The organism is Burkholderia singularis, assembly GCF_001718875.1.
Classification (GTDB): domain Bacteria; phylum Pseudomonadota; class Gammaproteobacteria; order Burkholderiales; family Burkholderiaceae; genus Burkholderia; species Burkholderia singularis.
In genome coordinates, this window is record NZ_CP013449.1 from 1,527,392 (window position 1) to 1,548,137 (window position 20,746).

Annotated in this window: 21 protein-coding genes and 1 pseudogene; 11 read left to right on the forward strand and 11 right to left on the reverse strand. The window is 59.6% G+C overall.

Annotated features, from left to right (window positions below):
* Positions 1-164 precede the first annotated feature (164 nt).
* Entirely contained in the window at positions 165-1,748 is a 1,584-nt protein-coding gene (locus AQ611_RS22145) for an acyl-CoA ligase (AMP-forming), exosortase A system-associated (protein ID WP_069236069.1), read from the forward strand.
* Positions 1,749-1,821: 73 nt separating this feature from the next.
* Here AQ611_RS22145 and AQ611_RS22150 read toward each other — a convergent pair whose 3' ends face one another.
* Positions 1,822-2,532 (reverse strand): oxygen-binding di-iron domain-containing protein, encoded by a 711-nt coding sequence (locus tag AQ611_RS22150; RefSeq protein WP_069236070.1) that lies wholly within the window; start codon positions 2,530-2,532, stop codon positions 1,822-1,824.
* Positions 2,529-3,107: a DUF6875 domain-containing protein gene (locus tag AQ611_RS25890; protein ID WP_125910527.1), complete on the reverse strand. Its 579-nt coding sequence runs from the start codon at positions 3,105-3,107 to the stop codon at positions 2,529-2,531. The genes AQ611_RS22150 and AQ611_RS25890 overlap by 4 nt, the downstream gene beginning before the upstream one ends.
* A gap of 494 nt (positions 3,108-3,601) precedes the next feature.
* Between AQ611_RS25890 and AQ611_RS22160 the strand changes: the two genes are divergently transcribed.
* The 3 genes from AQ611_RS22160 to AQ611_RS22170 all read left to right on the forward strand — a co-directional run bounded on the left by AQ611_RS22160 (position 3,602) and on the right by AQ611_RS22170 (position 6,711).
* Positions 3,602-4,378 carry a LuxR family transcriptional regulator gene (locus tag AQ611_RS22160; protein ID WP_269465977.1) on the forward strand — a complete coding sequence of 259 codons (777 nt, stop codon included), beginning with the start codon at positions 3,602-3,604 and terminating at the stop codon, positions 4,376-4,378.
* A 97-nt stretch (positions 4,379-4,475) separates the two neighbouring features.
* On the forward strand, positions 4,476-5,114 hold the full coding sequence (locus tag AQ611_RS22165; protein WP_069236071.1) for an acyl-homoserine-lactone synthase: 639 nt from the start codon (positions 4,476-4,478) through the stop codon (positions 5,112-5,114).
* Positions 5,115-5,382: 268 nt separating this feature from the next.
* A complete protein-coding gene (locus AQ611_RS22170) occupies positions 5,383-6,711 on the forward strand; it encodes an NADH:flavin oxidoreductase/NADH oxidase family protein (protein ID WP_069236072.1) in 1,329 nt (442 codons plus the stop codon).
* Here AQ611_RS22170 and AQ611_RS22175 read toward each other — a convergent pair.
* Together AQ611_RS22175 and AQ611_RS22180 are read right to left on the reverse strand one after the other, a co-directional pair.
* Positions 6,680-6,958, reverse strand: coding sequence for a hypothetical protein (locus AQ611_RS22175; RefSeq protein ID WP_069236073.1), 279 nt, complete (start codon positions 6,956-6,958; stop codon positions 6,680-6,682). The two genes, AQ611_RS22170 and AQ611_RS22175, sit on opposite strands and share 32 nt — an antisense overlap.
* Positions 6,959-7,014: 56 nt before the next feature.
* Complete coding sequence (locus AQ611_RS22180) at positions 7,015-7,932, reverse strand: LysR family transcriptional regulator (protein WP_069236074.1); 918 nt, start codon at positions 7,930-7,932, stop codon at positions 7,015-7,017.
* A gap of 147 nt (positions 7,933-8,079) precedes the next feature.
* Here AQ611_RS22180 and speB point away from each other — a divergent pair, with 147 nt between their 5' ends.
* The gene (speB, locus tag AQ611_RS22185; RefSeq protein WP_374755075.1) at positions 8,080-9,039 is read left to right on the forward strand and encodes an agmatinase; all 960 of its coding nucleotides are present in this window, start codon (positions 8,080-8,082) and stop codon (positions 9,037-9,039) included.
* 80 nt (positions 9,040-9,119) lie between these two features.
* Positions 9,120-10,607 carry a purine-cytosine permease family protein gene (locus tag AQ611_RS22190; protein WP_069236075.1) on the forward strand — a complete coding sequence of 496 codons (1,488 nt, stop codon included), beginning with the start codon at positions 9,120-9,122 and terminating at the stop codon, positions 10,605-10,607.
* Positions 10,608-10,717: 110 nt separating this feature from the next.
* On the opposite strand, the gene AQ611_RS22195 is transcribed toward AQ611_RS22190, so the two are convergent.
* Positions 10,718-11,068 carry a helix-turn-helix domain-containing protein gene (locus tag AQ611_RS22195; protein WP_069236467.1) on the reverse strand — a complete coding sequence of 117 codons (351 nt, stop codon included), beginning with the start codon at positions 11,066-11,068 and terminating at the stop codon, positions 10,718-10,720.
* Positions 11,069-11,147: 79 nt separating this feature from the next.
* On the opposite strand from AQ611_RS22195, the gene AQ611_RS22200 reads away from it, so the two are divergent.
* From AQ611_RS22200 to AQ611_RS22215, 4 genes are all read left to right on the forward strand, one after another.
* Positions 11,148-11,957, forward strand: coding sequence for a hypothetical protein (locus AQ611_RS22200; RefSeq protein WP_059520165.1), 810 nt, complete (start codon positions 11,148-11,150; stop codon positions 11,955-11,957).
* A 533-nt stretch (positions 11,958-12,490) separates the two neighbouring features.
* The gene (locus AQ611_RS22205; protein ID WP_069236076.1) at positions 12,491-13,879 is read left to right on the forward strand and encodes a nucleobase:cation symporter-2 family protein; all 1,389 of its coding nucleotides are present in this window, start codon (positions 12,491-12,493) and stop codon (positions 13,877-13,879) included.
* A 115-nt stretch (positions 13,880-13,994) separates the two neighbouring features.
* The gene (locus AQ611_RS25895; RefSeq protein WP_102720144.1) at positions 13,995-14,279 is read left to right on the forward strand and encodes a cupin domain-containing protein; all 285 of its coding nucleotides are present in this window, start codon (positions 13,995-13,997) and stop codon (positions 14,277-14,279) included.
* 130 nt (positions 14,280-14,409) lie between these two features.
* Positions 14,410-14,865, forward strand: a complete 456-nt coding sequence (locus AQ611_RS22215; protein WP_069236078.1) for a carboxymuconolactone decarboxylase family protein — start codon at positions 14,410-14,412, stop codon at positions 14,863-14,865.
* Between the two features lie 148 nt (positions 14,866-15,013).
* Here the strand turns inward: AQ611_RS22215 and AQ611_RS22220 are convergent, their stop codons facing one another.
* Both AQ611_RS22220 and AQ611_RS22225 read right to left on the reverse strand, forming a co-directional pair.
* Positions 15,014-15,373 (reverse strand): alginate lyase family protein, encoded by a 360-nt coding sequence (locus AQ611_RS22220; RefSeq protein ID WP_231936044.1) that lies wholly within the window; start codon positions 15,371-15,373, stop codon positions 15,014-15,016.
* 173 nt (positions 15,374-15,546) lie between these two features.
* Positions 15,547-16,034 (reverse strand): annotated as a pseudogene (locus tag AQ611_RS22225) (DUF2514 family protein).
* 174 nt (positions 16,035-16,208) lie between these two features.
* Here AQ611_RS22225 and AQ611_RS22230 point away from each other — a divergent pair.
* A complete protein-coding gene (locus AQ611_RS22230) occupies positions 16,209-17,333 on the forward strand; it encodes an acyltransferase family protein (protein ID WP_180978136.1) in 1,125 nt (374 codons plus the stop codon).
* Positions 17,334-17,586: 253 nt separating this feature from the next.
* Here AQ611_RS22230 and AQ611_RS22235 read toward each other — a convergent pair whose 3' ends face one another.
* From AQ611_RS22235 to AQ611_RS26220, 4 genes are all read right to left on the reverse strand, one after another.
* On the reverse strand, positions 17,587-18,084 hold the full coding sequence (locus tag AQ611_RS22235) for a lysozyme (protein WP_069236080.1): 498 nt from the start codon (positions 18,082-18,084) through the stop codon (positions 17,587-17,589).
* Positions 18,077-18,265: a hypothetical protein gene (locus AQ611_RS22240; protein ID WP_059520159.1), complete on the reverse strand. Its 189-nt coding sequence runs from the start codon at positions 18,263-18,265 to the stop codon at positions 18,077-18,079. The genes AQ611_RS22235 and AQ611_RS22240 overlap by 8 nt, the downstream gene beginning before the upstream one ends.
* Positions 18,266-18,335: 70 nt before the next feature.
* Positions 18,336-19,484 carry an acyltransferase family protein gene (locus tag AQ611_RS22245; protein WP_069236081.1) on the reverse strand — a complete coding sequence of 383 codons (1,149 nt, stop codon included), beginning with the start codon at positions 19,482-19,484 and terminating at the stop codon, positions 18,336-18,338.
* Between the two features lie 254 nt (positions 19,485-19,738).
* Positions 19,739-20,704 carry a glycine-rich domain-containing protein gene (locus tag AQ611_RS26220; protein WP_069236083.1) on the reverse strand — a complete coding sequence of 322 codons (966 nt, stop codon included), beginning with the start codon at positions 20,702-20,704 and terminating at the stop codon, positions 19,739-19,741.
* Positions 20,705-20,746: the final 42 nt, after the last annotated feature.

Genomic DNA, 20,746 nt, shown 5'->3' on the forward strand with positions numbered 1-20,746 from the left:
CACTCCGTTCCCGAATTTACTCGAAAAAGATCACGCAAGAAGAATTCTCTATTCGGTACTCTTTGCGGCAGTCACAGTCGATAGCGCGCACCATGGCCACAAGCCCTGACGTCCCGCTACGTCGCGCGAAATCCGCCATCCGTGACTTGCAACCTGGGTACATCATGCGCAACTTTTTCGATCTAGTCGGGCAAGCGGCACGCCGCACCCCCGGCGCCGAGGCGCTAGTCGTCGATGACATGCGGCTCACCTATCAAGCGCTCGCCGCGCAGAGCCTGTCGTTCGCCGCGCGCCTGCAAAGGCTCGAAATCGCCCCCGGCGAACGGCTCGCGATCTTTCTCGACAAGCGCGTCGAAGCAGTCGTCGCGATGCTCGGCGCGGCCGCCGCCGGGATCGTGTTCGTGCCGATCAACCCGTTGCTCAAGCCGGATCAGGTCGGCCATATCCTTGCCGATTGCGGCGCGCGCGGCATCGTGACGTCGGCGGTGCGCGCGCGGATTCTCGGCGACGAGATGCTGTCGACCATTCCATACGTCATCCTGACTGATCTGCCGACGGCCTCTGCCACGCCATCCGGCGCTCGCCTGACGTGGGAACAAGCGCAGACGCACGAGCGCTCGAATAACTACGATCCAAGTTGCGCCGACACGATCGACACCGACCTCGCCGCGCTCCTCTATACGTCCGGCTCGACCGGGCGCCCCAAAGGCGTGATGCTGAGCCATCGCAACCTGCTCGAAGGCGCGTGGAGCGTCGCACACTACCTGCGCCATACGGCGGAAGACCGCATTCTCGGGGCGCTGCCGCTCAGCTTCGATGCGGGCTTGAGCCAGCTCACAACCGCATGGGCCGCCGGCGCGACTTCGGTGCTCGTCAATTATCTGATGCCGAAAGACGTGGTCGACATCTGCCAACGCGAAAAGATCACCGGCTTCGCGGGCGTGCCGCCGCTCTGGATTCAGCTCGCACGCGCGACGTGGCCCGATGAAGCGCGCGCGCACCTGCGCTACTTCGCGAACACGGGCGGCCATATGCCGCAACGCGTGCTGGATGCGTTGCGCAAATTGTTTCCGCAAGCTTCGCCGTATCTGATGTACGGTCTGACCGAGGCATTCCGCTCAACCTATCTGGACCCCGCCGAAATCGATCGCCGCCCCGGCTCGATCGGCAAGGCCGTACCCAATGCACGGATTCTCGTCGTGCGAAACGACGGCACGCCCTGCGCGCCGAATGAGGTTGGCGAACTCGTGCACGTCGGCGCATGCGTGACGCTCGGCTACTGGAACGATCCCGCACGCACCGCGCAGCGCTATCGCCCGTCGCCGGAAGCGAAGCCGGGCTGCACGGCGCGCGAAACCGCGGTGTGGTCGGGCGATCTCGTGCGCCGCGACGACGACGGCTTTCTCTACTTCGTCGCCCGTAACGACATGCAAATCAAAAGCTCGGGCTACCGGATCAGTCCGGACGAAATCGAGGACGTCGCACACGCAAGCGGCCTCGTTGCCGAAGCCGTCGCGCTTGGCGTGCCGCACGACGAACTGGGCGAAGCGATCATGCTCGTGGTCGTGCCGCTGACGGATAGCGCATTCTCGGCCGACGCGCTGCACGCGTGGTGCGCGAAACAACTGCCGCCGTATATGGTGCCGCATACGATCGTCACGCGCGCGTCGCTGCCGCGCAATCCGAACGGGAAATTCGATCGCGTCGCACTCTGCGACGATGCGGCAAATCTGCTCGAAACCCTATGACGGCACGCCAACCCGCGCCGCTGCAATACCGGCGCCGCGCCGATTCACCTGCCGGCTTCGCCGCGCACCCGCCTCAGGCTGCCGCCGACCGCTCGCAATAGGCAAGCAGCCTGGCGACGACGTCCGGCACGTCGTGCTCGATCGCCGGCCCGTGCATCGGCAGAACGATCTCGATATCGAGCGCTTGAAGCTTGCGCAGCGCGGCCGCGAAATACTGCATCGACGGCAGGTAGCCGGCACGCTCGATCGACGCGACGATGCCATCGACAGGATCGTCGCCCGTGGCGGCAACCGGGCCAAAACGCATGAACAAATCCGACGACAGCAGCGCTTTGTAGCGTGGCAGATAGACGACGAGCGCATCCCATTGATGCACATGCTTGACGTAGACCGGCACGACCTCGGTGCCGGACAGCGTAACGCATTCGCCGTCCTTGAGCGGCTTAGCCCGCACGCCGAAGATGTCGGCAAGCGCGTGCGTGCAAATCGGATGGCCATGCGCGGTCAGCTTCGGATTGGCGGCGGCAAAATCGGGAAGCGCTCCCATTTCGTCGACCTCGAAATGCGGCACCACGACGTCGCCGATTTGCGCAGGCGCGACGCCGATGCCCGCCAGGCTCTCGACGAGGCCGGGGAAATCGCCTCGCGTCCCTGTTTCGACGCACAACACGCCGCCATCGGGCGCTTTCACGAAGAATTGGCTGAACGCCAGCTTCAACTTCTCGACATAAGTGCTCGCCCGGTATAAACCCGGCCGGATTTCGACAATCGACGATGTGCTCACTGCGTGATTCCTCTGTGCTGTTCGTACTGGCGAATGGCGCGGGCCGCCTGCTCCTTGAAGCAAGCATTATAGGCAGCCATCAACTCGGCATTATCGTAGAGGAAGGCTACGTCAGTCGGCACCATGCCCCGGATCGCGATCAACGGAACGGGACATTGCAGTGGCCGAAAACCGGGGTTCCAGAGGCCCCGCTCGTCGCACTCCGGATAGAACTGGCCCAGCATCAGCCGGCGCGCGACGAAAAGCGGCTTCAACGCGCGCTGAACGTCCTCGATCACGTTGGCCGCACGGTCAAGCGCGACGGGAACGATCAAACGGCAACGATAAATATCCGCCGCTTCGCCGGTTCGCTCGATGTCCACCAAATGTTCTTTTATTTCCGCCTCGAATTCAGCCACCGATCGGGCACGGCTTATTGCAAACCGAAATGCATTTTTTCGAATGGCGGCGCGCGTGTAGGGGCACACATCGCCTGAGCGGCCCACGGAGGAATTTGGCGCGCATAAAAAATCCTCGATCCAACGCGTAATTGGAACCAGTTCCGTCCGTACGCGGGCTTCTTCAAACGAAAGCATGTCGAAACCGGCTGCACAATTTCCCACGGCTCTGCCCCACAAACAATGAATAATTGGGTTGATTACACAAATTAATGATTTACCCATTCCGGCGACAACGGATCTGCATTTACATCGCGGACACTGCGTTCTTACGATGACAGTGCAGCGTGGAATCGTTGCAAAAGCGAAACGGATTTCGTCCAATATTGCACCCGATCCACGTCCGGCACTGTCCGTTACCCCACCTACGCACGGCTACATGGCTTTTATTTTTGAGATAGATCATTTCGACTCATGAAAAACAGCCTGGGTAGCAAAACAAAAATATTTATCGTCCATTCAAACGAATGGCGATTAATCAGCGCAAGCCCTTGCAAACACGATTATGTTTGATATTATCTACAGACAATATAAATACTACCGCGCTACCCGATTATCACTGGTTACGCGCCCCAAATTCGGCACACGATATTTTCATAAATTTCGATTTCCAATAAACAGGGGCATCCAAATTGAGCAGGATTCTGCAACGCGAATATCGAACAGACGCGAGCGACGGCGCAGGTTCGTCGTCGAGAAAAAGCATCGGCCCGCCTACCCTGTCCATTGCGATACCGGAATCGCGGGACATTCGCTCGCTGACCGAAAGTTTCTCGCAAGCCGCATTACAGATAGGCTATCGGCATCATGCGATCGTCGAGCTATCTGATGCGCTGCGCCCCGCCTCGATCCACATCATTGCCCTGCAGTATCCGTCCGCATGGATCGAACATTACAGTCGCAACGATTATGTCAATATCGATCCGGTTCACCAGGCGGCATTTCGATACAGCACGCCATTCGCATGGAGCGACCTGGCAACGTCGAATTCGCGTGAACAGCATGTGCTTATCGAAGCGGAAGACGCCGGTCTCGACAACGGCATCAGTATTCCGCTGCATCAACCGCACGGACGTGTGCTGCTGATCAGCCTATGCGGCGCCGCGCCGACTCACGACGCCGACTCAAAATGGCGTAACGCCTATTTGCTTAGCATGCAATTTCATTTGCAATTCCAAAGCATGCGCATGCGCAGCCCGATTCCGCCTTCGGTGCATCTGACGGATCGCGAGCAGTTATGCCTGACTTGGGTTGCGCGCGGTAAATCGTCATGGGTTATCGCCAATATGCTCGATATCTCAAAATACACAGTCGATTTCCATATCGAAAATGCGATGGCGAAGCTAAATACGCGCAGCCGTACATTCGCTGCGGTCAAGGCGACTCGTCAGGGCCTGATTTTTCCCTGAGTCCGGTCAGGCTTCATTGCCGGTTGCGCATCGGCCCGATGCGCAACCGGCGCCCCCTGCGCCACGCCGATCATTCCTTCGAACACGCCCTCGCGTCATGTCCTCCATCCTCGCCGGCCGGTTTGCCGAGTTGCCGCCGCACATCCGAACCGATCTCGGCGCCTACCGCTACGACGTTTTCGTTCGCAGGCTCGGCTGGACGATCGCGGGCCACCGCAAGGACGATCGGACCGAATGGGACCGGTTCGATAGACCGTCGACCGTTCATGTCGTCGCGCTGGACGACGCGCGCAACATATGCGGTTGCGCGCGCCTGCTGCCCACCACCGGCCCTTATCTGCTTCGCGACGCATTTCCGTATTTGCTCGGTCCGGCACGCGCCCCGCGATCGCCGACCGTCTGGGAAATATCGCGTTTCGCTGCGTCATACCGGCCCGGTCGCTCGGCGGTGCGCGAACCGCACGGCAGGAATTTCCTCGCGTCGGTGCTTGCGGTGGCCGATTCGCTCGGCGCAACGCAGGTGATCGGCGTGATGTCGCCGTCGATCGCGCGACTGTACCGTCACTGGGGGCTCGCGCTGCAATGCCTGGGCAGTGCGACAAGCGCCACGGACGGCCGGATCCTCGCATGCGCAATCGATTTGCAGCATCGAGCACAGAACGCGTCATCGGATATCGCGCACCGTGCCGGCAGCGGCCTGCCGGCGCCTCTATCAGCGACACAGGGTGCGCACTAAATCGACGCACCGGCGTGCCCGCCACAGCTTGCGCCGCAGGCGTCTTTCAACCGCAACGCCGAGCCGCGAAGCCGGGGCGGAGCATTGGCGGCGAACATTGCGCTCATGTCCCGCCATTCGAATCGAAACCCAATTGGCATTGGTGACAAGCACCATTGACCGGGTTTCATTTTTGCATCTATGATACGCAACAAACCATCAATCAATGTAACATTGATTGATGGTTTATTTTAAATGGCCGATCGACCTAACCGGAACGTCTTCATCCATGTCCGAATCCTCCCGTACCGCTGGCGCGTGGCTCGCCCGGCCGCTCACACTGCCGAACGGCACCACGTTCAGAAACCGCCTGGCGAAATCGGCGCTTAGCGAAGCCCTGTGCGGCCGCGACGGACGCGTGAGCCCGCAGTTGATCGAGCTGTACCGGCGGTGGTCGGAATCCGGCGCGGCGCTGCTGATCACCGGCAACGTGATGATCGACCGCAATGCGCTCGGCGAGCCGGGCAACCTCGTGCTCGAGGACGAGCGCGATCTGCCGCGCCTGCGCGAATGGGCCGCCGCCGGCAAGTCGGGCGGCAGCGAATTCTGGATGCAGCTCAACCATCCGGGCAAGCAGGCGCTGCGCGGGCTCAACGTGGAAACGGTCGCGCCGTCCGCGATCGGCTTCGGACCGAAGCTCGCGCCGTACTTCCTGGTACCGCGCGCGCTGACGCATGAAGAAATCGAAACACTGATTCAACGCTATGCGACAGCCGCCGCGATCGCGCAAAAAGCCGGCTTCACCGGCGTGCAATTGCATGGCGCGCACGGCTATCTGATCAACCAGTTCCTGTCACCGCACCATAACCAGCGCGACGACCACTGGGGCGGCAGTGCCGAGAAACGCCGCCGCTTCGTGCTGGCGGTGTACGAGGCAGTGCGCAGCCGCGTCGGTGCGGATTTCCCGATCGGCATCAAGCTCAACTCCGCGGATTTTCAGCGCGGCGGCTTCACCGAAGAAGAATCGCTGGATGCAATCCGCGCGCTTGCGCAAGCCGGCATCGATTTGATCGAGATTTCCGGCGGCACCTACGAAGAACCCGTGATGCAGCGCGGGCACCGTAGCGCGTCGACGGCCGCACGCGAAGCGTATTTTCTCGAGTTTGCCGAGAAAGTGCGCGCTGAAATCCAGGTGCCGCTGATGGTCACCGGCGGGTTTCGCAGTCTGGCCGGCATGGAAGCGCCGTTGCGCGACGGCGCGCTTGACATGATCGGCCTCGGCCGCATTCTCGCAATCGAGCCGGATGCGCCGGCGCGCCTGCTGCGCGGCGAGCAAACCCGCCATCAGATCAAACCGCTCAGCACCGGCGTCCGGTATTTCGACAACCTCGGTTCGCTCGAAGTCACTTGGTACACGCGGCAGCTTCATCGGCTCGGCAACGGCCGCAACCCGATTCCCAACGAGAACGCGCTGAAATCGTTCCTGCTCGATCTGTCGTCGAAAGGCTTCGCAATTTTCAAAGCACGGCGCCTGCGTGCTTCGTCATCCGAATCATCTGCCGCACGCGCGCCTTCGGGAACACCGATCATGACCAGCCGATCGCACGACGCACATTGAGCCGCGCGAGCCGATTCTTCTTTCGGCAACGTTCATGTGCACGCCCCAGGTTGCAATGGCGGCCGTTGCCCACCACCGTCCCGAAGCAGCAGGCAACGGCCCGCAGATGCGGAACCGCCAGTGACCCAGTGAAAGTGCCGACGCAGGCAATCCCGCTCATATCGTTCTCGAACTTCGTCGGCCCATAGCGCGCACGCTTGCCCAACGCGCGGCTGCATCGCGGATTTTCCGAATCGATGCGCTGCAACCGGTATCCGCATGGCACATGACGTGGCGAAAGCGCGGGCCGAACGCGACAGCCGCTCACTCCGGCGTGCTGTCGCCCACCAGATGCGCGTCCTTCAAATCCTCGAGAAATGCCTGCACGATCGGATCGCGCCGGTTGCGCCGCTGCGTGACCACATGAAACGTCACGTCGTAGCGCAGCACGGCGGGATTCAGCGCCTTGAGCAATCCCTGCTTCACATAGGGCGCTGCGAAATGCTCCGGCAAATAACCCAGATGATGGCCTGACAAAATCAGCAGCGCGACTGCCTCCATATTGTCGGCCTGCGCGGTGACTTTCGACGGTGTTGTCGACAGTTCCACTTCCGGCAGCGGATAAGTGCGCCACGCCCACTCGAAATCCGCGACGCCGGACGGGTCGATCCGCCCGGCGCGCCGGAATAACGGATGCCCTCGCCCGCAATAAGCCACCTGCCGCTCGATGAAGAGCGGCGTGTATTCGAGCGTCGGTACGCGATGCCAGAAATAACCAACCGCGATCTGCACGTTGCCGCTCAGCAAACGTTCTTCCAGCTCGCCGGGCGGCCTGACCGAAATCACGAAACGCACGGCTTCGTCGCGCCGCCTGAACCGCGCGATCGCATCGCTGATCCGCGCGTTCTGGCTAACCGGCGTGTGACCGATAAGCCCCACCGACAGCGTGCCGACGAGCGTCTTGTCCATATGCCGCGCCTCGCTGCTGAACGCATCGACGGCTTCATAGAGCTTCTTCGCGAGCGCGTAGAAGCGCTCGCCCTTGGTCGTTAGACGAAATCCGCTGCGGCCGCGCTCGCACAGACGAAAACCAACGCGCGTCTCGAGTGTCGAGAGCTGAGTGCTGATCGTCGGCTGGCTGACGTTCAACGTCGATTGCGCGACGCTCACACCGCCCGCATCCGCCACCGCGATGAATACCCGAATCAAACGCAGATCCAGATCCGTCAGGTTACCGAACATATTTCCTCCGCGATGCCCGTCGGCGATACATACGAAATCATCAATGTGAACGTTGAATCATCGTCATTCAAATTTGCATTTTGGCGACGTACAACCCCATCTGCCGCACTCGTTGAATGATACGGCGCAACCAATACAGGTAAAAAAATGATCTCGGATCACGACTATCCTCAGCCGCAAAGCGGCAACGCGATGCCCCGCTTCGGCGGCATCGCGACGATGATGCGGCTGCCGCAGGCTGCCGGCGCGGCGGGGCTCGACGCGTGCTTCGTCGGCGTGCCGTTCGACCTCGGCACATCGAATCGGACTGGCGCGCGCTTCGGCCCCCGTCAGATTCGCGCCGAATCCGTGCTGCTGCGCCCATATAACATGGCAACGCGCGCCGCGCCGTTCGATTCGCTGCGCGTTGCCGATATCGGCGATGTCGCGACCAACCCGTACAACCTCGCCGATTCGATCGCGCGCATCGAAACTGCTTACGACGCGATCATCACGCACGGGTGCCGCCCGATCACGCTCGGCGGCGATCACACCATCACGCTGCCGATCCTGCGCGCGCTCCACCGCCGCTACGGCCGGCTCGGCCTCATTCACGTGGACGCGCACGCGGACGTCAACGACACGATGTTCGGAGAAAAGATCGCTCACGGCACGCCGTTTCGCCGCGCGGTCGAGGAAGGATTGCTCGATGGCGAACGCGTCGTACAAATCGGCCTGCGCGGCACCGGCTACGCCGCGGAAGATTTCGACTGGTGTAGCCAGCAAGGTTTTCGCGTCGTGCAGGCCGACGCATGCTGGAACCGCTCGCTCGCGCCGCTGATGGACGAAGTCCGCGCGCGTCTGCGCGGCGGCCCGGTGTATCTAAGCTTCGACATCGACGGCATCGATCCCGCTTACGCGCCCGGCACCGGCACGCCCGAAATCGCCGGGCTGACGGTTGCGCAAGGTCTCGAGATCGTTCGCGGCGCGTGGGGCCTCGACATCGTCGGCGCCGATCTCGTCGAAGTCGCGCCGCCTTACGACCCGTTCGGCACCACTGCGCTGCTCGGCGCGAATCTCGCCTACGAGATGCTGTGCGTGCTGCCCGGCGTCAAGCGCCGGAATTGATCGAGCACGGCACGACGCAACGCACGCGCATCACGACCCGCCCCGCCAGGGAATCGATTCAATCAGGAGACCGATTCATCATGAACGCACCGCAAACCGCAAGCGCTGAAAGCGCCGCGCAGGGATTCGGCATCGAGAGCCGGTCGATCGATTACATTCCGGAGAGCGAGCGTCACGCGAAGCTGCACAGCCAGGCACCGTTCTGGTTCCTCGGCAACTTTCACTTCTTCACGATCTCGATCGGCTTCGTCGGCCCCGGCATGGGCTTGTCTGCTGCGTGGACGACGTTCGCGGGCACGCTCGGCATCATGTTCGGCACGATCTTCATGGCTTTTCACGGCTCGCAGGGCCCAGAGATGGGTTTGCCGCAGATGATCCAGTCACGCGCGCAATTCGGCTATCGCGGGGTGGTGCTTGCACTGCTCGCGACGCTGTTTGTCTTCGTCGGCTTCAATGTCGTCAACGTATCGCTGGTCATGGACGGCCTCAGGAACGTGTTCGGCCTGAGCCCGACGATCGTCGCGCTCGCCGCATCCGTATTGGGCGGCTTGCTCGCGATCTACGGGCACGATCTGATGCATAAGGCATTCAAGTGGGCGCTGATGGCAACGCTGCCGCTCTACGCGATCGTCACCGCCGCACTGATGGCCGGCCTCGGCGACAGCGCGCCCGCCGCCGCGTCATCCGCACCATCCGCGCTCGGCTTCAACTGGATCGCATTCGTCACGCAATTCGCGATCGGCGCGAGCTACAACATTTCGTATGCGCCATACGTATCGGACTACACGCGCTATCTGCCGAAGCAGACGAGCCGCGCGAAGCTGATTGCCGCGATCTTCGCCGGCGCGTCACTGTCCGGCTCGTGGATGATCGGCATCGGCGCGTGGCTTGCCGCACGGCTTCATGCATCGGATGCGCTCGTCGCGCTGAACCAGATCGGCTCGGCGCTGCTGCCCGGCTTCGGTCATGTGCTTGTCGTCGTGTCCGTCGCGGGCTTTCTGCCGATCGTCGCGCTCAATACGTACAGCGCGATGTTGACGCTGCTCACGGGTGTCGATTCGTTCCGCCCGGTCGCGCCCACCCGCCGCGCGCGCGTGATCGCGATCGCGGCAATCAGCAGCGTGCTGCTCGCATGCGCGCTGCTGCTCAAAGGTCATGGCATCGCGCTGCTGAACACGTTCCTCGTGCTGCTTTTGTACTTCCTCGTACCGTGGACCGCCGTGAATCTCGTCGACTATTTCTTCGTTCGCAAAGGACGCTACGCGATCGCCCATTTCTTCACCCCCCACGGTATCTATGGCGCGTGGCAGGCTCGCGGTATCGCGGCTTATCTGATCGGCTTCGGCGCGATGATTCCGTTTTTCAATATCGTCGATACGGCGTCCGACCGGGAGATTTTCGTCGGCTACGTCGCGCATTGGCTGCATGGGGTCGATATTGCATGGCTCATCGGCCTGGCCGTATCCGGCGCGACCTATTACGTGCTGAGCCGCTCGCTCGATCTGCATGCCGAGCAACGGGCGATCACCAACGCCGCGCCGCTCAAGCCGACTGTTCAACCGCGCTGAAGCAACACCATCAGGGCATCTTCAACTGACGCGAGCCGTCTCGGCTCGCCCCAGCACGCCTCTCGCGCTCCGGCTGCCCGTCCGGCCCGCGAATACGCACTGCCGCGCATTTATCCCGGCTTGCCGCTCAACGCCTTCAAACCTTCGATCACGCCGAGCAGCGCACGGCCGTGCTCTTCCGAGCCGTCCCATGCATCCACGATCGCGTCACGCAGCAATTCGTTATAGCTGGCCGCAAGGCGGCCCGTGGGCCGCCTCTGTCGCGGCTCGACGCCATAGAAACTGCATAGCTTATTGAATGACGCGCTTCTGCGCAGCCGACGTCCGTTCGACAACCGAAGCCGCGAAACGGTCGGCTGGCTGACGCCCGAAAGCCTGGCAATTTCGCTGGATGAACGGGTATCCGCCAATAATCGGCTCAGCAGCGCCTGAACAGAAAAAGAGGTGTTGGGGGCTTCCATCATATGCATTATACCTATACATTAACGCCTAATGAATGGCCGCCGAAATCGGGCGGCCGCACGCATTTCGAGAAAGCTGATGACACTGAAACATCTCCCCCCGACGTTTTGCTGGACCAAGATCGGTCACGAGTCCGGCGAAGAACTCCCGACTATCGTGCTGAGAAAGGAATGGGAGCGCCGGCTCGGAGGCGGACGGTTTTTGTGGGGCATCGGCCAGCCGCTTGGCAACAGCGCGCAAATTGCCGCGCACCGAACGGGCTCGCTGATCGCGCTGTTTTCGCCGGCGTCGAGCAAACCAAGACCATGTCCGGCCGGTAAAAATCACGAAGGCTCGCTGCTATGGAACGCATGGATCGACACGAACGGCCAAGTTCGCGAACTGCCGCGTCATGCGTTCATTACGAGCAGCGCGACGCTGCCCTCCGGTCAACGCAGAACGCATTACTACGCACTCGTGTGTTCGTCGCCGACTGAACTCAGCGTCGGCACGCGCTTGCGAATCCATCCTGATCGGTTGCGCCACGTGGGTACCGGCAAAACGCTCGGCGCCGCACAGAGCACGGCGGTCGTCGACTGCGTCGAGCGCGCGTTTGCAGAAGCTCTCGGTAAAAGCTATCCGCTCGCGCTGTCGGTCGAACTTGAAGCACCGTATTTCGTGCGGCTCGCGCAGCCGAGCCTATTGAAGGCACGGGATCTAGCGGAGGTCACCAAGGCGTCGCGCGACGGAGACTTCGAAACATTTGCCGAACAGGTCATGCGGTTGCGTAATCGAACCGTTACCGAGCACGTGCGCGGTTTCACGCGAGATCTGTTCGATTTACCGGCGTCCGATGCCGGTATGCCATTCAGCGCCGCCACTCACCTCCACGCCAGCCATGCGTGGTGACGGCTGACCCCGCCGGTTCGTGAGGCGGAGGAGCACGCACGCGCGACTGACGGGTTCGACAAGAAGAGCGGCATCCGCACCGCCCGCACGCCATTCGAGGCCTGCCAACGCAACACAACGTTTCTCCGACATGCGCGGGAATATCGAGTGTGCATCTCACTTCGTTCAGCGCGATGCGCGACATGTGACGCAGGCCGTCGAATGCACGCCGGCAATATTCCCGGCCGATCTGCGCCGAGGACGAATTCGCGCACAGGATCGCCAGTCGGGCAACGCATGATCGGCTCGAGCAGCACCTGCCCTCCAACCGGCCACGCCTGCCTGATTCTCCTCACGCGATACACGTCACGGCGTGACGAAACGCGAAGACCTGGCACGTCCCTCGATCGCGGTGCGGCCCAACGATACGTCGGCAAGCAGGCCCGACGTTCGCCTAATTCGGCCGCCATGCGCCGCGCTCGGCGGTTTTCCGACACGGCCGGATCTTCCCGCTAAAATCCCGCACTTGCCCCCTCTTTACCGACTCTTCCGTCATGCACCCCGCCTCCCAAGCTCAACCCGCCGCGCACGACGCCGATCACGCCGAAGCGGCCCGCGATCTGGTCTACGGTCCCGACGAGCGGCCCGCCCCGGCAATCGCCTTCGTCGCCGCACTGCAGCACCTGCTCGCCATTCTGGTGCCGATCGTCACGCCCGGCCTGCTGATCTGCCAAGCGCTGGGCGTGGCCAGCCGCGACACCACGCTGATCGTGTCGATGTCGCTCGCGATCTCCGGCATCGCCACTTTCGTCCAATGCAAACGCTTTGGCCCACTCGGCGCCGGCCTGCTGATCGTTCAGGGCACGAGCTTCAACTTCGTCGGCCCGCTCATCGCCGGCGGCAGCCTGATGGTCAAGCAAGGCACGCCGGTCGAAACCGTGATGGGCGCCATCTTCGGCGTGGTCATTGCCGGCTCGTTCGTCGAGATGAGCGTCTCCCGCATCCTGCCCTTCATCAAGCGCCTGATCACGCCGCTCGTCACCGGCATCGTGGTTCTGCTGATCGGCCTGACGCTCATCAAGGTCGGCCTCATCAGCATGGGCGGCGGCTACAGCGCCATGGCCAAAGGCAATTTCGCCAGCGCCGAAAACCTGACCCTCTCCGGCCTGGTGCTCGGCGCGATCATCGTGCTCAACCGGGTGCCCATCGTCTGGGTGCGCAGCACCGCGCTCGTCATCGCGCTCGCGCTCGGCTACGTCGCAGCCGCCGCGATGGGGCGGCTGGACTTTACCGGCGTGCGCGAGGCCGCGCTGTTCCAAATTCCGACTCCGTTGCATTTCGGACTCGGTTTCTCATGGGCGCTCTTCGTGCCGATGCTGATCATCTACCTTGTCACATCGCTCGAAGCGATCGGCGACGTCACCGCGACGAGCAAAATCTCCAGGCAACCCGTCGAAGGCCCCCTGTGGATGCAACGCATCAAGGGCGGCGTGCTCGTCAACGGCGCGAACTCGCTGCTCGCCGGTTTCTTCAATACCTTCCCCAGTTCCGTCTTCGCACAGAACAACGGCGTGATTCAGCTCACCGGCATCGCCAGCCGGCACGTGGGCGTCTGGATCGCGGGCATGCTGGTGCTGCTTGGCCTGTTCCCCGTGGTCGCCGGCATCCTGCAAGCCGTACCCGAGCCCGTGCTCGGCGGCGCGGCAATGGTGATGTTCGGCGCGGTGGCCGCCTCCGGTATCAACATTCTTGCCGGCATCCGGCTGGACCGGCGCGCGCTGCTGATCATCGCCGTGTCGTTAGCTCTGGGGCTGGGCGTGTCGCAGGTGCCGGAAATCCTGACCAGCCTGCCGCAGGCGCTTAAAAACGTATTGGAATCGGGCGTCGCCACGGGCGGTATCTGCGCGCTCGTGATGAATTGGTTTCTGCCGGACAAGAAATAACGTGCCGATGGCGGGGCGATCCCTTCATGGACCATCGAAAATGTTCATTCTTGGTTCTTTTTTATAGTCCAGCGCAGACGCACAATGCAGTGCGACCAACGAAAACCCGCCGTCCATGGACATTCGACCCGCCTTCAGCACTGCCTGTGCAGACGTCACCGCCACGCATGGCACAAGTGAAATCGTCACGCTCAATTTCCGGCACATCATCACGGCCACCGGCAAGCCGCCGACCGCCACGGCGGTCAGCGAAGCCCCCGGCACGGCATCGCGTATCCATACGCGCCCGATCGCCTTGGCCCGTGCGCACGCCGCCTCGGGCACCATCGAGTCACCGGTGAACGACGGCCCGAAGCCCGTCCACCGCGCCGGCAAACGTTTCTTTGAAGAGCCGGGCTGAATCCCTCTCGTGAACCGCAATATGAACGGCATCGAGCCCGCAAAGTGGCCTGCCGTACTCACCGCGGATATCGGCAATGCGACTCCGGCCACGTCGGTCAAATCAATCCACCCTCTGCAGGAGCCAACGTATGAGCATGCGTCTCGACTACAACCAGATCGCGCCGGCGGGCGCCAAGGCGCTTGGCGGCGTCTACGGCTACGTGATGCAAAGCGGGCTTTCCCCCGTTCTCGTTGAACTGGTATATCTGCGCGTCTCGCAAATCAACAATTGTGCGTTTTGCCTCGATATGCACACGCGCGATTTGCTGAAGAAAGGCGTTAAAGTCGAAAAACTTGCGCTGTTGCAGGCGTGGGCTGAAGCGGGCGACCTCTTCGATGCGCGCGAGCGCGCCGCGCTCGCATGGGCTGAATCGGTCACTCGCGTAGCGCAGACGGGCGTGCCCGATGCCGCATACGATTCGGCACGCGCCGTTTTCGATGAACGCGAACTTGTGGATCTCACCATCGCAATCGGCCTGATGAACACGTATAACCGCATGGCGATCAGCTTCCGAAACACGCCTCAGGCCGTGAAGGAACTATGACGAGCCAACGTGCGGCTCGAACGGACCGAGACGAACTGTCGCGGTATGGAAAGGGGGGAAGAAAGTTTTCGTTGCGAACGCAATGGCAGATGCCGCAGCATGCGTCGAGTGACGGCGATCGGGCGCCTGCGCAGCGCGCCGGCCGCGCCTACGGCAGAGGAACGCCCCAGACCGCCGTGACGTTCCCACCAACGCGCCATTCGCTGAACGGTCTGCGGGGCGCGATGATGGCCGGCAAACGGCTGTCTCTGAAGCGCGCATAGTACGGTTCGACCCAGCACAGCTCATCGTGCAAAGTCCACGGAAAGAGATCCTGTTTGATCGGCGTGATCTTCGTGAAACTTGCAGTGTTCTCTACTATGTCGATCACAGGATTGGCGGGACGGCCGATCGCGCCACCGTTCTCCCGATACAGATCGATATTGCGTCTGCGTGCCAGTTCCGCCGCGAACACCAGCGGAATCAGCGCGAACGTGTGATAGTGCAGCGCATGGTTGCCACGCTTCACTTCGCGTGCGAGTGCGCCGTCAGGCCCAATGTCGCGAATATCCGGCCCGCTGCTCCAGTCGCTCCCGAAAAAGATCGGAAATACCTCGATAATGCGCTTCGGCGGACTGCGTATCATCAAAACCGTAGGCTCGGCCGTCGGTGATTCAGAAAAGTGCGCTTATGCTATTCCTATCATGGCTGATCGATTTGTGCGTCCCGCGTCAATGCGCCATAGTCGCGTTCGCACTGCTGCCTGCGATGCGGGCGCGATCAGCATATTCCGCCAATTCGCCCGCGCGGTCGTCAATGCTGCCGAGCACGTCGGCAAGCACACCGATGGGGTCGCCGGCTGGCGCGCTTCCGGTGGCAACGGCGGAATGGCGCGCGCGCCCGACAAGCACGGCGACTTGCTTGCGCAGGCCGTCAGCAGCAGAAGCAGCGGCGGCAGCGGCAGCGCGCGCCCGGTCACGTTGGTTCGCAGCATCTTCAGCAATCTCCTGTTGGGCCGCGGTGCGGCGTTGTTCTTCAGCGCGAGCTGTTTCCACAGCTCTAATTTGCGTCGTGGCGGCATCCTTCTGGATATTGGCGAGCCGGCGCGCGCTGACCAGGTACTCGACATAAACGCCAGCCGCGGCGCCGATAGTAGTGGTCAGCAGATACGGCCAGATGATTTTCGGCATCACAATCCCTTTTCGCATAATGCGATACAATACTTCACCAGGCCGGCAATTCACCAATTTACGCGCCAAAAGTAGATCGTTGGATTAACAGTCAGAAAAACCTCACCATGACCGAGATTAATATAAACTCCTTTCTCCCCAGGCATGCATAATGCACTAAATATGAAAGAAAAAATGAACCAGGAAATCCAAGTTCTGCGGGCAATCGCGATCTTAATCGTGGTCGCACATCACGCGGTGGGACTCTTTTTCTGGGCCCCTCAAAAATGGGAGGAAATTGGAGGTGGCATGTGGGTTGGCGTAGATCTTTTCTTCTGCGTTTCCGGCTACGTTATCGCGAAGGGCCTTTATCCACGCATACGGGATAAAGAAGGTGTCGATTTTTGGCGTGAAACAGGGGCATTTTGGCTTCGTCGCCTGTATCGCATCACTCCATCGGCGTGGCTTTGGGTTGCACTCCCTATGGTGATCGGACCATTCCTTCTGAAGACAGTCGGAAGCGGGCAGTTCACCAGTGGCAATCTCGCTGACGCAATCTCCATTGCTTTCCACGTACAAAACTTTCACGCATATCAATGCTCGATCGGTATTGGCCCGTGCGGCGATTTCGCAACCTATTGGACACTATCGCTTGAGGAGCAATTTTATCTATTGTTACCATTCATTGTGCTTCTCAGTGGCCATCGGCTTGTCCCGGTGCTCGTAACACTGGTCGTCGCGCAGTTTTTCTTCAACCGTCCGCAATGGGGCAATCTCCTCGCGTTCGTCCGCACCGATGCGATCCTGCTAGGCGTTCTACTCGCGATTTTTTCAGAAACAAATGTCTACAAAGCTCTTGATCCAAAGCTGACTCTTTCCAAATTCCGATTCGTGATTCCGCCACTGCTTATTTTTTGCCTTATTGGCGCAGCGCGGTATGGCATCGTCAGTTTCTATACCGGAATTGTTGCTTTAATCAGCGCAGTCATCGTCTGGATATGCTCATATGACAAAGGCTACTTCATGCGCGATGGCATTGCTCGAAAGGCTCTCTCCTGGATCGGAACCCGCTCTTACGCTATTTATCTAATTCACAATCCTGTGTATTGGACCACACGCGAAATCTGGCTTCACATCGGACCAACTGGAACACAATTCAATGATAGTTTTACGCTGAAATTCTTGTTTACCGCGATCCCAATGATATTGATTTTAGCCGAACTCAACTTTCGCTTTATTGAGGAGCCTCTTCGCCGAAAAGGTTCCGCAAAAGCGAAGCGAATCACGTCTACTGAGCAGAGAGTAATTGCGAACATCTGACGATCGCGCAACAATGTTGCGGTACCAATTATTTATATTGGGAAACGATGATCTTACTGCTAGCGGCATTGCTACTATAAACTTCCTTTCCATCCTCAAAAACGAGTTAGTAGGCTGCGTCGCGTGCAATGTATTTGATCAGTTCCACATCGCAGGCGTGCCCGTGGATATGACCTGCCGCCTTCAGTAAGGCCAACGAGCTTCTAGCAAAGTCATTTTTGACTAGCCCGGTTTGCTGGTACCAGGTCAAGCATCACAACCCCCTTTCACAAAGCTCTCGCTCTTCAGCGCGACGCTTCACCAGACCGGGAAGCACATGCCCTCCGGCCGTTACCCATTGCGGACGACCGTTGTCGGACTCGTTCAACGCACGGCATGCCCCGCGCCAGTCACCCACGTTGAAACGTTTCGCCGCCGTGCTACCGCAGTACGCGGCCGAACCGACGTTGTAAGCAAAGCTCACTGCGGCCGCAAACTGGTATGCATGCCCCTTCAGGCTGGGTGTGCACCTCAGCACCGGCTCGGCATGCTGGATCAACCGCTGTTCGAGACGCGTGCGACACTCGTTCGACGTGAAGCGCTGCCCGGCATGCACGTCCTTCGTATCGCCGTAGCAAGCCGTGATGATCCCGATCGGGTCTGCGCGCGCGACCAGCACTTCGCCCTCGAACTTCGGGACGATGGAAAAAAGAAGGGCTGCCGCAGCAGCCCCAACCACACTCACGAGTGTCTTCTTCGGTAAATCAGCCATCGAGCAACTCTCCGCCTCGCTTTCCCTTGTTGCGAATGAGGTAGTACGCCTGCAACCCGATGTACCCGAGCGTCGCAAGCGCTACCCACCAGTTGATGTCGTGGCTGCTCAGCCATAACCAAAAATTGCTGCCCACAGCAGGCGCAACCTTGACGGCGCTCGCTGCGATTTCACTTTTCATCGAGCCCCCAGAAATAAAAAAGCCACCAGAATTAGGACTGCTGGCCAACAACGCTTTCGCAACTATTAAGTTACGTTTGCTTTTTTACAATACCGAATTGTTTTCTGAATTTAAGAATTGGCTTCTCGACATAGTTCCATGAAAACATTGCAAAAAAGAAAGCCACCATTAGGCTAAGCGGAAAATTGGCACAAAACCCGAATACACCACCGATTGCCATTTCTTTGTTTATGATTTGTTGAAACGGAAAGCAATAAATATACAAACCATATGAGTAATCACCTTTCGGAGAAAATTTCTCCAGATCTGAGCAACCAATTTGCAGCATCATCATGATCGACGCGACGCATAGAACCAGTGCGCCGATAAAATGAGAGAACACCGCTGCAGCATTCCCAATTACACTGAGTACGAGAATTGCAGCTACTGCCCCTCCCGCGACAACCTTACTAAACGGAATCGAATATCGAAGATTGTATGCCGCAACCCCGAACAGAAACGACGGCAGTAATGTTTTACCACGAAAACTATTGAGAAAACTCAAGTGATGTGAGCTTGTAAGAGCAGCCCCCAATTGTTGCATACCGAAGAAATCTATCAAGTGCGGGACTGAAAGTAAGCCGATTCCAACAAGTATGATTAACAAAGAAAAGAACTGCAGGCCGGTGAAAATCAAAATTCCCATGACGACATAGCAGCCAAGCTCTATGGGAACAGTCCAAATCACCCCATTCACGATCTCGTGGTATGGCGGAGAAAATATCACGCCAGGCAGCACGTAAACTACCGCACCATACATATTTTTAAAATATTCCAAAAACTTCGGATGCGTGTAATATTCACTCAATGGCAGAGCGGTGATTGCCGCACCGATTACAACCCCAGAGATGATCGTTTCGACGACCAATGCCGGAAATATTCTAGCAATCCTATTAATGTAAAAATCCGACATACTTAGACGCTGGGCACTTCCAGCGATTAAAAAGCCGCTTAACCCAAAAAACATTGGGAGCAAGCAATAATTCAACGCCCATAGATAATGTTCGTCGAAGTAATTTCGATCGCCCTGAGTAATCACCAAGCTGTGCCAGCCAATAATAGAAACGGCCAATGCGATCCGAAGAAATCCGAATCCACGGCCGATCCCACCACTTTCATCAAGCACTTCCCCGATACTCTTCAATCTCGTCTCCCTTGCTTGCAACCAAATCGGCGCCATGCCGAACGAGCCGCATTTTATAACGCAACGGGACACCCACACCTAGTTCGGAGGTGTAAACCTCCACGTCCCATCGACTTTTTCAGTGACCCATCGCTGGGCCGGTCGTGGACTGGTATCGGTGACGTCAACCATGTCGGCAACAAATTCTGCCGTATAGCGCTCTCCAATGGGAATCTCCCGCCCCTCGTCGTCAAGCATCGGGTAAATTATCTCGACGACAATTCCTTCATAAATGCGCGCATATACGGACATTATGCATACTCCCTAATAATAACCATGCCACCTTGCCCGGCTCCGCCTGGTGCACTTAGTGCACTGGGAGCGGAAATGGCCGCACCGCCGCCACCTGATCCCATATTGATCCCGCCCAATCCCCCCGAATTCGAAAAAGGCTGCGCTCCAGGACCAAAATAGCTCGCGCCTCCGGCTCCGCCGGCCACGTTGAGGTTCCCCATCGCCATGCCAATCCCACCGACGCCACCATAGACAGGCAGATATGTATGTCCCGAAGGCGCTTGCCCTTGCTGTGTGCCTCCATTGAAGAATGGAGGACTGGTAGGCGCACCGCCAACCCCACCGAATCCTCCCGGAGCCGAGATCAGGCTGCCTGCGCTCGACGTCCCGCCATTTGCCCCAGCGTTGTTTCCCGCGGCACCACCCGCACCGCCTTGGCCTATGGTGATGGCGAGATTCGAGAAACCGGACGAGTATCTCCCGAAGCCGTAGGATCCCCCTCCGCCACCGCTGGCCGCTGCCGGCTGAGTGCCGTTCGCAAGCACGCCGCCGCCACCGCCGCCGCCACCTTGGCATTCAATTTCGACGAAGCTGGTCGCCGGTAACGCGGTGAACGACGTCGCACCTGTCGTTGTAGCGGGAGCCCCGTCGATAATTACTTTCTGCTGACCAGCATTAAAAATATAGATCGACGTTCGCAGCAAACGCCCTGCAGCAGCCTTTCTGATCCCCGCAAGCAAATTGGCTTCAAGCGTAGCGGTCGTGCCATCGTCGATAGCATCCCGTCCCGTCTGATCGACAATGAACTGCGCCAGCACCGCCGCCATGATCGAACTCTGGCGCCAAACCTTATTGAGTTGCGCGGACTGCGCGATACCGGATTTGAATCCAAACATTCGCTCCGACAATGCGGTATACGTCGCCTGATCGATGACGTTCGCGCTGCCCGCCGCGCCGAACGGAAGAAAGTCATTGTTTGCCATTTATGCTCCGAGTCACAAAAAGGCCGCCCGACCTGATGAAGG